This window comes from Pseudomonas sp. GL_090 (assembly GCF_057837765.1).
In genome coordinates this window covers 4,319,866-4,332,637 of record NZ_CM174452.1, presented here as the reverse complement: position 1 = coordinate 4,332,637, position 12,772 = coordinate 4,319,866, and the positions used below count along the sequence as shown (strand labels likewise).

Here is a 12,772-nt window from a genome sequence, read left to right as displayed (position 1 = left end):
CGGGAAGCTTTTCAGACCTTCAACACTCTCCCGCCAACGGCCACCGCCACCAGCAACAACGCCATCAAGGCAAAGGCAAAGCTCAAGCTGCTGCCATGGGCGACGAAGCCGATGACGGCGGGGCCTGCCAGGATGCCCGCATACCCCAGGGTGGTAATGGCCGGCACGGCGATGCTTTCGGGCATGACCGTCTGCTTGCCGACGGCGGTGTACAGCACCGGAACAATGTTCGAGCAACCGCCCCCCAGCAGCGCATAACCCACCAGCGCCGCCTCCCAGCTCGGTGCGAACGTCGCCAGAAACAGTCCTGAAGCGGCTGTCAGCCCGCCGAACACAATCACCCGCGTCGCGCCCAGGCGTCGCACGATTTTGTCGCCGGTCAAACGCCCGGCCGTCATGGTCAGGGCAAACGCCGCATAACCAAGCCCGGCATACGCCGTGTCGATGCCACGTTCCTGCGTCAGGAACACCGCGCTCCAGTCCAGTGCCGCGCCTTCGGCGAGGAACACGATGAAGCACATGCCGCCGATGAACAGGACGATGCCGTGGGGCACCGCAAAGGCCGGCCCCGAACTCTCGCTGCCGTAGGGCAATAGATGCGGCACGGCCTTGGCCAGCGCGATCAGCAGCAACACGATCACCACCAGCGTGGCTCCCAGGGGTGAAATCCCCAGGCCAAGCAAGCCGCTGACACCCGCTGCACCGACAATCCCGCCCAGGCTGAACAGGCCATGAAAACCCGACATCATGTTTTTGCCGCTGGCGCGCTCGACGATCACCGCTTGCAGGTTGACCGTCGAATCCACGGTGCCGAGCCCCGCGCCGAACATGAACAACGCGGCGATCAGCGCCGGAATCGACGACACCGTCGCCAGCAGCGGCAAGGCGACACAGATCAGCAGGGTTCCGCCGGTCGTCACCCGTCGGCAGCCGAAACGTGTGGACAGGATCCCGGCCAACGGCATCGCCAGGATCGAACCCACCCCCAGGCACAGCAGCAACAAACCCAGGGTGCCTTCATCCAGTCCGGCCCGGGCCTTGGCATAGGGCACGAGCGGCGCCCATGCGGCGATGCCCGCTCCGGCGATGAAAAAACCGATGCGCGTGGACATCTGTTCCAGGCGGCCGGGAACGAAGGTGGTCTGGCTGTTGAGGCTGGTCATAATAATCCTTGGCAAAAAGCGTCGCGTCCTCAACGGACAGTGATCGGCCTGTGAGGGTTCGATCAGTGCCCGGAAAGTTTACGGTCAAACAGAGCGACATCGTTGCACAGCGCCGCTGCTTTTCGCGATATGTTGAGCCATTTCAATGACACACGGAGGGCGCCATGGCGCAGCGGTACGATGCACGGGGCAACATCTACATCGTGGTAGCGCCCGAAGAACTGCGCCGCCAGGGCATTGACCTGCCCGATCAGGCCATCCAGGCAGCGCAAACCCTCGAAGCCTGGGCGATGGCGGCGGTCGAGGCTTGCTGCAGCTGGGCGCCAGGTACCCAACCGTCCGGCAGCAAGGATCATCGCAGCGACGGTTTGCTGGTCGGACCGTTTCAGCCCTCGCCTCCCTTTGATCTGTTGATCGTCAACACCGACGGCACCCTGGCCGAACGCAGCGGCAACGGGCTGACGATTTTTTCCCAGGCCCTCAGCGATCAAGGGTTGTTACCGCAGAACGAAGCCTGTCTGCTCAGGGTTCACCACGACAAGGCTGATACGCCTTCGCCAGGGCAGACTTCAGTGAAAGCCGCTCAAGTCGAGGGCGTGCAGGGTTTCTGGCTTGACCTTGGCCAGCCCGGGTTCGGACCGACGGCAGTCAGTGCAGTCGGCGTTGAAACGGTGCTGTTGAATGGCCGCGAACTCAGCCATGTTGTGCAATTGTCGGCACTCAATGACCCATGGTCGCGCAGCCAGTTCGTGCGGGTCGGCAATCCCCATTGCGTGACGCTGGTGGACAGTGCCGAGGACCTGCCGAGCAACGAACAGATGCGCGAGCCGGCGTTGGGTGAGGGGCTGACGCGAATCGCCTACGCCCTGCCGGTCGGTGCAGGCAAACCCTGTCCGGCGGGAATCAATCTGCAATGGGCCATGCGCTTGTCCGAAGGGCACATCGCCGCGCGGGTATTCGAGCGCGGCGAGGGGCCGACGGCGTCGTCGGGGACCAGCGCCAGCGCGGTGGCCTGTGCGGCCTGGCGGGTAGGTTGGGTGAGCGCCGGGGAGGTGAAGGTGACAATGCCGGGTGGCACGGCGCCGATCTTGCTGGAGGAAGAGTCGGGGGAGTTGAGTCGGGTCAGTCTGTTTGGTACGGCTCGATTGATCGAGTGAAGCTGATATCGCCATCGCGAGCAGGCTCGCTCCCACAGTGGTTTTATGTCGTTCACAAAACCTGTAGGAGCGAGCCTGCTCGCGATGGGGCCAATCCGGTCAACGCAAATTTCAGCTCAGCCCACTGAACTCCACCACCGGCATCGTCCGCTTCATCAACACCTTGCCCTCACGCACCGAGTACAGCGGCAACCCCTGGCTGCGGATCATTTCGTAATCACTTTCCGCCGACAGAATCAGCAGGTTCGCCGGCCGCCCGCGCTCCAGGCCGTAGCGATCGCCGAGGTTCATGGCTTTGGCGCTATTGTCCGTCACCAGGTCCAGCGCACTTTGCAGGTTGCGATAACCGAGCATGTGGCAGATGTGCAGGCCGGCTTCGAGCACCCGCAGAATGTTGCCGTTGCCCAGCGGATACCACGGATCGACGATGGAGTCCTGCCCGAAGCACACGTTCATGCCCGCTTCCAGCAACTCGTTGACCCGGGTCACGCCCCGGCGTTTCGGGAAACTGTCGAAGCGACCTTGCAGGTGGATGCTTTCAGTGGGGCAGGAGACAAAACTGATCCCCGAATGCCCGAGCAAGCGAAAGAGTTTGGCGCAGTAAGCGTTGTCGTAGGAGCCCATGGCCGTGGTGTGGCTGGCCGTGACCCGCGAACCCATGTCGCGGCTGCGGGCCTCTTCGGCGAGCACTTCGAGAAAGCGTGAATGCGGGTCGTCGGTTTCGTCGCAATGCACGTCCACCAGGCAACCGCTGCGTTCGGCCAGGTCCATCAGGAACTTCACCGAGCTGACGCCCTGGTCGCGGGTGTACTCGAAATGTGGAATGCCACCCACCACATCCGCGCCCATGCGGATGGCTTCTTCCATCAATTCGCGGCCATTGTGGTAGGACTCGATGCCTTCCTGGGGAAAGGCGACGATTTGCAGGTCGACCAGGTGCCGGCTCTCCTCGCGCACTTCGAGCATCGCCTTGAGCGCGGTCAGTTGCGGGTCGGTGACGTCGACGTGGGTGCGCACATGCTGGATGCCGTGGGCGGCGAGGGTCTGGATGGTTTTCTTCGCCCGGGCCTTGGTGTCTTCGTGGGTGATGGTCGCCTTGCGTTCGCCCCAGCACTCGATGCCTTCGAACAGCGTGCCGCTCATGTTCCAGCGCGGCTCGCCGGCGGTCAGGGTGGCGTCGAGGTGGATGTGCGGCTCGACAAAGGGTGGCACCACCAGATTGCCGCCGGCATCCAGATCGTCAGGGCCCAGGGTCCGGGCTTCGGTCTGGCGGCCGATGCTGCTGATCAGGCCGTTTTCCAGGTTCAACTCATGCAGGCCTTCCTGGTTGCGCAGACGGGCATTGATGATGTGCATCGGGCGAGTCCTTTTCGTGAATCGTGTAGGCAATATCCTTACGTTAGCTCGCCTGTGGCGAATCCCGCCAGTTCAAAATGTGGGAGCGAGCCTGCTCGCGAAGGCGGAGTGTCAGTCACCTTGGTGCTGAATGTGCCAGAGTCATCGCGAGCAGGCTCGCTCCCACAGGGGATTGGGTTTATTCAGGAAGATTTCTGCAGTGGCAAAAACCGTAGCAGCGCAGCGACTATGGCTTCAGGTGCATCTTCCTGAACCAGATGACCGGCGTTGGGTATCTGATGTCCGTTGAAGTCGAAGACCTGATCCAGTGGCCAGTCAGTCATGGGCTTGTCCTCTTGGCGGGGGGAAGAGGCAAAAAGGATAGGCATAAAAAAACAGCCGATGAAGGCTGTTTTCTTTTTCTCTGACAAAACGCTGTTCCCCTGTGGGAGCGAGCCTGCTCGCGATAGCGGTGGGTCAGGCACATTGATGTTGGATGTGCCGCCGTCATCGCGAGCAGGCTCGCTCCCACAGGTTATTTGTGTTGCCTGGCTTACTCGCCGCGATAGATGCAGCCGCTGGTGCAGGTCTCGTGGATACGGATCGCGCTCAGCTCTGGCAGCAGAGGCTTCATTTCCTGCCAGATAAACTTGGCCAGCACTTCGCTGGTCGGGTTTTCCAGGCCGGGAATGTCGTTCAGGTAGTTGTGGTCCAGGCGCTCGTACAGCGGCTTGAAGATCGCCTTGATTTCCGAGAAGTCGCGGATCCAGCCGGTGTGCGGGTCGAGGTCGCCGCTCAGGTGGATGGCCACTTTGAACGAGTGACCGTGCAGGCGCCCGCACTTGTGGCCGTCCGGTACGTGGGGCAGGCGGTGGGCGGATTCGAAAGTAAATTCCTTGAAGATTTCCACAGTGTTTTCAGCTCTGTTCAGGTGGCGTTCGCCGCAGCGATTCGGGCAGGCGGCGAGTTTACCAGTTTGTCCTGACTAAAGGGTCAGCAAGCGCTCGCCGAGGCGACCGTTGGCGGCCAGTTCGAGGAATTCGTCCCCCAGGCGGCGGCTTTCGTCCATGGTCGTGCGCCAGTATTTCTGCCGGCTCGGGGCGTCGCCCATGAAGCGCTTGAAATCGTTACGGTCCGGCAGTTTGCCGTGGGGCAGGCGCGCCAGGTATTCCTTCGACGGCGCCAGCAACAGCACGTTCTGCAAGCGAGCCGGGCAGGCGCGGCGCCACGGCAGGGTCTTGTCGAACCAGCCGGGGATCACCCGGTCGGTGAAGTGCGGGTAGAGCACGATGTCGTTGCCGCTGTAGGGCAGGTCCAGGTGGTAATCCAGCAGACCGCCGTCGCGGAAGGTCCCGGCGCCGGCGCCGGGCAGGTCGCGCACGCCTTCCATCACCATCGGGATCGAGCCCGAAGCCAGCAGGGCCTGGCGCAAATTGCCGGTATTGAGGGCGACGAAGCGCGACGGGAAGTCAGTCAAGGCATTGACCGGCGGCGCCAGGCGCGGGTCGTGGATGATCAGGCGTTCGAAGTGCCGTGCCAACCGTGCCCGGCCACGCAGGTTGTCGGCGATGACCGATGACAGGCCCAGCCCGAGGCGGCCGCGATGATCGTCGGCCAGCAGACCGTGGCTTTTGACCACCATGATGTTCAGCCGGTAATGGTTGTTGCTGAGGATCGAGGCATCGCGACCGTCGAGCAGGTCATTGAGCATGCGCTGTGAGCTCTGGCTGATCTGCGCCATGGTCACGCCCTTGGCGAAGTGTTGCTCGGTGTACAGTTGCCCGAGACGCTGGATGCCCTCGGCGGCGTCCGGCAGGCAGGCGCTGGCGAAGCGCCAGGAACCCACCGATGCGCCAATCAGCGAGCGTTCCCGCGGTGACGCCGGCAGCCACTCGCCGAACAGCGCCAGGTCCAGACCCTGAATCCCCAGTGCCTTCGGACCGCCGGCCGCGCCAGGCAGGGTGCCGACGTCGGCGGCGTTCAGGCCGTTGGCGCGGATGTGCGCAATGGCGCGCGGACCGGCCTTGAGGGTCAGGGAAGGGAACTTGATGTGGATGGCGGTCATTGCGCTCTCGATGTATGGCCAGCGGACAGATTATGTGGGAGCGAGCCTGCTCGCGAAAGCAGTGTGTCAGTCACCGCTGAGTTGAGTGTACCGCCGCCTTCGCGAGCAGGCTCGCTCCCACAGAGGGGGGGGTGTTGTCGATGATGGCAATTCAGTTTCAATTAAGTTCAGCGGGTTAGGGTGGCTCGCCTGGACCCCGACGCAACGCTGGGATAGCGCATCGCTGGTACCATTGTGGCTTTCGAGAAGCTCACACCACTGGCACTGGGCATGGAATTAGACCCGGTCAGCGGGCAGTGACTCAAGGATCATCAGGATTGGTAATGAAGGTGTTTCTACTCAATCGATGTTGCGCACGCAGGATGGCGCTGCTGCTTCTGGCATTTTGCTCGGCAGTGATGGCCCGCGACCTGGATCAGGATGAAGCCCTGCGCCTGCGTCAACAGGGCGTGATCCTGCCGCTGGAGCAACTGCTGCAGCAGGCGATGGATCGCTACCCCGGCGCGAAACTGCTGGAAGCCGAGCTCGAAGAGAAGCACAACATCTACCTTTATGATGTCGAGTTGCTGACCCCCGAAGGCGTGGTCCGTGAGCTGCACATCGATGCGACTGACGGCCGATTATTGAAAGACGAGGAAGACTGATCCATGCGTTTGCTCCTGGTGGAAGACCATGTGCCCCTGGCCGATGAACTGCTGGCCGGCCTCAATCGCCAAGGGTATGCGGTGGACTGGCTGGCCGACGGTCGCGATGCGGTGTATCAGGGCAGCACCGAGCCTTATGACCTGATCATCCTCGACCTCGGTTTGCCGGGCGTGCCGGGACTTGAGGTGCTGGCACAATGGCGGGCGGCGGGGCTGGCCACGCCGGTGCTGATCCTGACGGCCCGGGACTCCTGGGCCGAACGCATCGAGGGCCTCAAGGCCGGCGCCGACGATTACCTGACCAAGCCATTCCACCCCGAAGAGCTGTTTTTGCGCATCCAGGCGTTGTTGCGCCGCTCCCATGGCCAGGTCAACCAGCCAACGCTCAAGGCCGCCGGGCTGCATCTGGACGAAGGTCGCCAGTGCGTTGTGCGCGACGGTGCCGACATTCAGCTCACCGCAGCGGAGTTTCGCCTGTTGCGTTATTTCATGCTGCACCCCGAGCAGATCCTCTCCAAGGGCCATCTCGCCGAACACCTCTACGACGGTGAAACCGAGCGCGACTCCAATGTGCTGGAAGTCCACGTCAACCACTTGCGCCGCAAGCTCGGCAAAAGCGTGATTGAAACCCGTCGCGGCCAGGGTTACCTGTTCGGCGGGCAAGCCCGGTGAAATCGATTCAGCGCCGCTTGAGCCTGGGCCTGATCAGCGTGATGGTGGTCGTTGGCCTGGTGCTGGCGCAAACCAGCCTGTGGCTGTTCGAAATGGGGTTGCAGCGCTACCTGGAAGCCGGGTTGCGCAATGACAGCGAGAACCTGCTGGCGGCACTGGTGCGCGGGCCGCAAGGCTTGCAACTGGATGAGCGACGCCTGTCACCGGCCTACCAGCGGCCGTTTTCCGGGCATTATTTCCGCATTGATTTCGTCGACGGCCACTGGCGTTCCCGTTCCCTATGGGATCAGGAACTGCCGGTGCTCGATCACCCCGGCCTGCACGGCAACCTGCAACTGGGGCCGGAGGGGCAACAGTTACTGATGCTGCGCACGGACTATCGACGTTCGGGGGTGCCGATCTCCATCAGCGTCGCCGAGGATTACACGCCGATACGCGAAAGCTTCCGGCGCATGCAACAGCTCGGGTTCGGCCTCGGTCTAACCGCGTTGTTGCTGATTCTGCTGCTGCAACGGATTACCGTGCGCCGGGCCTTGCGTCCGCTGGAGCAGGCCCGCGAGCAGATCGCGCAGTTGCAACAGGGCCAGCGCTCGCAACTCGATGATCAGGTGCCGGTGGAGCTGGAGCCACTGGTGGCGCAGATCAACCATCTGCTGGCCCACACCGAGGACAGCCTCAAGCGCTCGCGCAATGCCCTGGGCAACCTCGGCCACGCCTTGAAAACCCCGCTGGCGGTGCTGTTGAGCCTGGCTTCAAGCGAGCAACTCGACGCGCATCCGCAACTGCGCAAGACCCTCAAGGAACAACTGCAACAGGTCGAGCAACGGCTCAATCGGGAACTCAATCGTGCGCGGTTGTCCGGCGATGCCTTACCGGGCGCACTGTTTGATTGCGATGCCGAACTCCCCGGATTGCTGGCCACCCTGAACATGATCCATGGCGAACACCTGGCGCTGAGTTACCGCGCACCCACCGGCCTGCAATTGCCCTGGGATCGTGAGGACTTGCTGGAACTGTTGGGCAATCTGCTGGATAACGCCTGCAAATGGGCGGATGCCGAGGTTCGCCTGACCGTGGCCGAGAATGCAGAGGGCTTTGAACTCAGCGTGGAAGACGACGGCCCGGGCATTCCCGAAAAGCGTCGCGATCAGGTGTTCGGTCGAGGGACGCGGCTGGATGAGCAAACCCATGGGCATGGTTTGGGGCTGGGTATCGTGCGCGACATCGTCGACAGCTGGGGCGGCAAACTGTCGTTGCTCGAAAGCGAGTGGGGCGGGCTGATGGTCGTCATCGAGTTGCCAAAACACACTTGAAGCCACACCAGGAACCCTGTGGGAGCGAGCCTGCTCGCGATGAGGCCATGTCAGTCAACATTAACTGTGGCTGACACACCGCTATCGCGAGCAGGCTCGCTCCTACAGGGACGGCGCCGGTCAGGTGTGATGAATCTCCCGATCCTTGGTTTCCGGCATGAAGAAGATACCCAGCACCGCCGTCATCACCGCGATGACAATCGGATACCACAGCCCGTAGTAGATATCCCCCGTGGCCGCCACCATGGCAAACGCCACCGTCGGCAGGAAGCCACCGAACCAGCCATTGCCGATGTGATAGGGCAGCGACATGGAGGTGTAGCGGATGCGCGCCGGGAACAGTTCCACCAGCCAGGCGGCAATCGGCCCGTAGACCATGGTCACGTAGATCACCAGGATCGTCAGCAGCAGCAACACCATCGGGTAGTTGGTCTTGGCCGGGTCGGCCTTTTCGGGGTAGCCGGCGTCCTTGAGGGCGGTGACCAGGGTGGCGGTAAAGGCGTCGTTTTTGGCCTTGAAGTCGGCGGCCGGCATGCCGGTGCCCTCGAAGCTTTCGATCACTTTTTCGCCAATGCGCACCTGCGCAACGGCGCCCGGCTCGGCGTTCTCGTTCTTGTAGGGGATAGCCTTTTTGGCCAGCACGGTCTTCGCCAGGTCACAGGAACTGGTGAATTTGGCCTTGCCCACCGGGTCGAACTGGAACGAACACTGGGCGGGATTGGCGATGACCGTGACCGGATTCTTCTCCTGCGCAATGAACACGTCGGGGTTACCGTATTGGGTCAAGGCATGGAAGATCGGGAAATAGGTCACGGCCGCAAGGATGCAGCCAGCCATGATGATGCCCTTGCGCCCGATGCGGTCGGACAGGCTGCCGAAAATGACGAAGAACGGCGTACCGATCAGCAGCGAGCCGGCAATCAGCAGGTTGGCGGTCTGTGGGTCGATCTTCAGCGTCTGCAACAGGAAGAACAGCGCATAGAATTGCCCGGTGTACCAGACCACCGCCTGACCGGCGGTACCGCCGAGCAGGGCCATGATCACGATCTTGAGATTGCCCCAACGGGCGAAGGACTCGGTCAACGGTGCCTTGGAGGACTTGCCTTCGGCTTTCATTTTCTGGAACACCGGCGACTCGCTGAGCTGCAGGCGGATGTACACCGAGACGATCAACAACAGGATCGACAGCAGGAACGGAATCCGCCAGCCCCAGGCCTCGAAGGCTTCGGTGCCCAAAGCGGTACGGCAGGCGAGGATCACCAGCAGCGAAAGAAACAGGCCGAGGGTGGCTGTGGTCTGGATCCACGAGGTGAAGAAGCCGCGTTTGCCCTTGGGTGCATGTTCGGCCACGTAGGTCGCGGCGCCGCCGTACTCACCGCCCAGCGCCAGGCCTTGCAACAGGCGCAGGCTGATCAGAATGATCGGCGCGGCCACGCCGATGGTCGCATAGCCGGGCAGCAAACCCACCACGGCCGTGGAAATACCCATGATCACGATGGTGATGAGGAACGTATGCTTGCGCCCGATCATATCGCCCAACCGACCGAACACGATGGCGCCGAAGGGTCGCACGGCGAAGCCGGCGGCGAAGGCGAGCAGGGCGAAGATGAAGGAGGTCGTTTCGTTGACACCGGCGAAGAAGTGCTTGGCGATGATCGCCGCGAGGGAGCCGTACAGGTAGAAGTCATACCATTCGAACACGGTGCCCAGGGACGAGGCGAAGATGACCTTGCGCTCCTCCCGGGTGAGCCCGCGGTTGGGCGTGCTGCCGGTGGCTGTAGTGTCGATTGTTGCCATGAGTATTCTCCGTCTTGCTCTTGTTGTAGGCCGGAGTTCCCACCATCACTAACCGTACCCAGGCCCTGGGGCTGAAGTCATCGGATTACGTGGCTTGCATTCAGGTTGACGCCAGAAAACGCTGTAAGGTTCCATGAAGCATAATCAAGGTCCGGCAGATATCCACTCGCCATTATTTGATTGAGTCGGGCACAGAATCAAATGTGGGAAAAATGTGGGAGCGAGCCTGCTCGCGATGGCGGAGTGTCAATCAACAAAGATGTTGTCTGACCCACCGTTATCGCGAGCAGGCTCGCTCCTACAGGGGACTTGCAAGGCTCAGACGCGGAACTGATCCATCAGGCTCTGCTGCTGGTTCGCCAGGCTGTTGAGCGACTGGCTGACCCGCGCCGATTCATTGGCCTGGCCCGACAGCGACTCGGTCACGTCGCGGATGGTCGCCACGTTGTTGTTGATCTCCTCGGCCACCGCGCTTTGCTCTTCGGCGGCGCTGGCGATCTGCATGTTCATGTCGTTGATCACGGTGACCGCGTCGCCGATCTGGCGCAGCGCCGTCACCGCCTGGCCAACCTGCTCGACACTGCCCTGGGCCTGACGATGGCTGTTGTTCATCGAACCCACCACCTCCTGGGTGCCGGTTTGCAGTTGTTCGATCACCAGACGGGTTTCTTCGACGGATTCCTGGGTACGCCGGGCCAGGTTGCGCACTTCATCGGCCACCACGGCAAACCCGCGTCCCGCTTCACCGGCACGGGCCGCTTCGATCGCGGCGTTGAGGGCCAGCAGGTTGGTCTGCTCGGCAATCGCACGGATCACTTCCAGTACCGTGCCGATCTTCTCGCTGTTGGCGGCCAGGCCTTCGACCTGGATCATGGCCGCGCTCATGTCGGCGGCGAGGTTGTCGATGCTGGCGGTGGTGCGGTCGATCACGGTCAAACCCTGACGGGTCGCCTGATCGGCATCCCGCGCTGCATGGGCCGCTTGCGCGGCGCTGCGGGCGACGTCCTGGGCGGTGGCGCTCATTTCGTGGGAGGCGGTCGCCACCTGGTCCACCTGACGGTACTGCTGTTCCATGCCGGCGCTGGTTTGTGCGGCGATGGCGGACGACTGGTCAGCCGTACTGCGGGCGTCTTGCACCGAGCGTTTCACTTCGGCAATGATCGGTTGCAGCTTGTCGAGGAAACGGTTGAACCAGCCGGCCAGTTGGCCCAGTTCATCCTGCTTGTCGTAGGCCAGTCGGCGGGTCAGGTCACCTTCGCCGCTGGCGATGTCTTCGAGCATGTGCGCCACGCCGAGGATCGGTCGGGTGACGCTGCGGGCCATCAACCACACCAGCACCAGGCCGAGCAGTGCGGCGAGCACGCCCAGGCCGAGTTCGACCAGCGTACCGGCGGTGTTGCTGTCATCGAGTTGCTTTTTCAGGGCTTCGGCGGGGCCGACCAGGACTTTCTCCGGCACGTCGAGCAGCACGCCCCAGGATTTGCCGCCGGGAATCGGCTGGAACGGCGCCAGCAGTTTCAGTTGCTGATGGCTGTGCAGGCTGGCGGTTTTGCTGCCGGCGGCGAGCATGCTCAGCAGTTCGGCACCGCTGGCCTTGTCCACGACGTCCAGGCGCTGGCTGAGTTTGCTGGCGTCCGGGCTGTAGCCGGCGAGCAGGCCGGCCGGGCTGATGATGCTGACGCTGGTCTGGCCGTCATAGAGCTTCTTGCTCGCGCCCAGGCTGACCGCTTGCAGGCTGTTGAGGTTGATGTCCACCGACAGCGAGGCGATGACCTTGCCGTTGACCATCAGCGGGAAAACGATGCTGGTCATCAGCACGTTCTGACCGTCGATCTCATAGAAGTAGGGTTCGATCACGCACGGCTTGAGGGCGGTGCGCGGGCAGGTGAACCAGGCGTTGGCCGCTTCGCCGCTGGGGCCGGTGCTGGTGTCGGCCATGTCCTTTTCCGGCAGCGCCATGGAGGTTACCTTGCCCGGCGTCGGCTGCGACCAGTAGAGGGCGAAACGGCCCTTGTCGTTGCTGCCCAATTCGGCCTGCCCTGCGAACAGTTCGTCCTTGCCGTCCAGCCCATTGGGTTCGAACACCAGGGATAGACCGAGCAGCTCCGGGTTGGCTTGCAGGGCCGACTTGACCTGGCGGGTCAGGTCTTCGCGCAGGTCGAAGGCATCGAGAAAGCGCTTCTCGGCCTGATCACGCAGGAACAGCACCTGCCGGGAGAAGCCGTGGCCGTACTGATAGGCGTCCATGAACTGCTGGCGAATCCCCAGCGCCTGGTTTTCCCCCTGGGACTCGATCCGGACCTGGGCCGCTTCGGTCAGCATCTCCATGCTCGAGGCTTTCACCAACTCGGAGCTGTGCTCCATGCGGTACAGCGAAAGACCCACCAGCAGGGTCACGATGCCCGCCAGGCACAGCCCGGCCAGCAGGGTGATTTTCCATTGAATGGAAAGTTGTCTGAGCGACATGGAGGCGTCCTTATTCGATAAATATCTGAGACTTTGCACTGTAGCGGCCAACAGACAGCATTCTTGAGCCGCAAGCGGCAAGCTTCAGGTAAAAAGCGTAAAAGCTTGTCGCTTGAGGCTTGCAGCTTGAAGCCGCTTCATTCAAAGTGCGCGCCCTCTA

The 12,772-nt window shown here is 62.4% G+C and carries 9 protein-coding genes and 3 pseudogenes; 4 read left to right on the top strand and 8 right to left on the bottom strand.

Features of this window, described 5'->3' with window-relative positions; genetic code table 11:
• Nucleotides 1-11: 11 nt before the first annotated feature.
• Nucleotides 12-1,163, bottom strand: coding sequence for an MFS transporter (locus tag AC3ITA_RS19490; RefSeq protein ID WP_095942579.1), 1,152 nt, complete (start codon nucleotides 1,161-1,163; stop codon nucleotides 12-14).
• Between the two features lie 164 nt (nucleotides 1,164-1,327).
• On the opposite strand from AC3ITA_RS19490, the gene AC3ITA_RS19485 reads away from it, so the two are divergent.
• Nucleotides 1,328-2,320, top strand: a complete 993-nt coding sequence (locus AC3ITA_RS19485) for a diaminopimelate epimerase (RefSeq protein ID WP_489278226.1) — start codon at nucleotides 1,328-1,330, stop codon at nucleotides 2,318-2,320.
• A 111-nt stretch (nucleotides 2,321-2,431) separates the two neighbouring features.
• On the opposite strand, the gene codA is transcribed toward AC3ITA_RS19485, so the two are convergent.
• The 4 genes and pseudogenes from codA to AC3ITA_RS19465 form a co-directional block, all read right to left on the bottom strand.
• Nucleotides 2,432-3,676: a cytosine deaminase gene (gene codA / locus AC3ITA_RS19480; protein WP_489278225.1), complete on the bottom strand. Its 1,245-nt coding sequence runs from the start codon at nucleotides 3,674-3,676 to the stop codon at nucleotides 2,432-2,434.
• Nucleotides 3,677-3,858: 182 nt separating this feature from the next.
• Nucleotides 3,859-3,957, bottom strand: a pseudogene (locus tag AC3ITA_RS19475) (alpha/beta fold hydrolase); the annotation flags it as partial.
• A gap of 251 nt (nucleotides 3,958-4,208) precedes the next feature.
• Nucleotides 4,209-4,565: a 6-carboxytetrahydropterin synthase QueD gene (gene queD / locus AC3ITA_RS19470; protein ID WP_008049817.1), complete on the bottom strand. Its 357-nt coding sequence runs from the start codon at nucleotides 4,563-4,565 to the stop codon at nucleotides 4,209-4,211.
• A gap of 75 nt (nucleotides 4,566-4,640) precedes the next feature.
• The gene (locus AC3ITA_RS19465) at nucleotides 4,641-5,720 is read right to left on the bottom strand and encodes a patatin-like phospholipase family protein (protein ID WP_489278224.1); all 1,080 of its coding nucleotides are present in this window, start codon (nucleotides 5,718-5,720) and stop codon (nucleotides 4,641-4,643) included.
• Nucleotides 5,721-6,043: 323 nt separating this feature from the next.
• Between AC3ITA_RS19465 and AC3ITA_RS19460 the strand changes: the two genes are divergently transcribed.
• Genes AC3ITA_RS19460 through AC3ITA_RS19450 form a run of 3 tightly spaced genes read left to right on the top strand, consistent with a single transcriptional unit; the run spans nucleotide 6,044 to nucleotide 8,349 of the window.
• The gene (locus tag AC3ITA_RS19460) at nucleotides 6,044-6,364 is read left to right on the top strand and encodes a PepSY domain-containing protein (protein ID WP_095942584.1); all 321 of its coding nucleotides are present in this window, start codon (nucleotides 6,044-6,046) and stop codon (nucleotides 6,362-6,364) included.
• Nucleotides 6,365-6,367: 3 nt separating this feature from the next.
• Complete coding sequence (locus AC3ITA_RS19455; protein ID WP_095942585.1) at nucleotides 6,368-7,036, top strand: response regulator transcription factor; 669 nt, start codon at nucleotides 6,368-6,370, stop codon at nucleotides 7,034-7,036.
• Nucleotides 7,033-8,349, top strand: a complete 1,317-nt coding sequence (locus AC3ITA_RS19450; RefSeq protein WP_489278223.1) for a sensor histidine kinase — start codon at nucleotides 7,033-7,035, stop codon at nucleotides 8,347-8,349. The genes AC3ITA_RS19455 and AC3ITA_RS19450 overlap by 4 nt, the downstream gene beginning before the upstream one ends.
• Nucleotides 8,350-8,469: 120 nt before the next feature.
• Here AC3ITA_RS19450 and AC3ITA_RS19445 read toward each other — a convergent pair whose 3' ends face one another.
• From AC3ITA_RS19445 to AC3ITA_RS19435, 3 genes and pseudogenes are all read right to left on the bottom strand, one after another.
• A complete protein-coding gene (locus tag AC3ITA_RS19445; protein ID WP_095942587.1) occupies nucleotides 8,470-10,146 on the bottom strand; it encodes an MFS transporter in 1,677 nt (558 codons plus the stop codon).
• 318 nt (nucleotides 10,147-10,464) lie between these two features.
• A pseudogene (locus tag AC3ITA_RS19440) lies at nucleotides 10,465-11,058 on the bottom strand (methyl-accepting chemotaxis protein); the annotation flags it as partial.
• Nucleotides 11,059-11,322: 264 nt separating this feature from the next.
• A pseudogene (locus tag AC3ITA_RS19435) lies at nucleotides 11,323-12,393 on the bottom strand (methyl-accepting chemotaxis protein); the annotation flags it as partial.
• Nucleotides 12,394-12,772 lie beyond the last annotated feature (379 nt).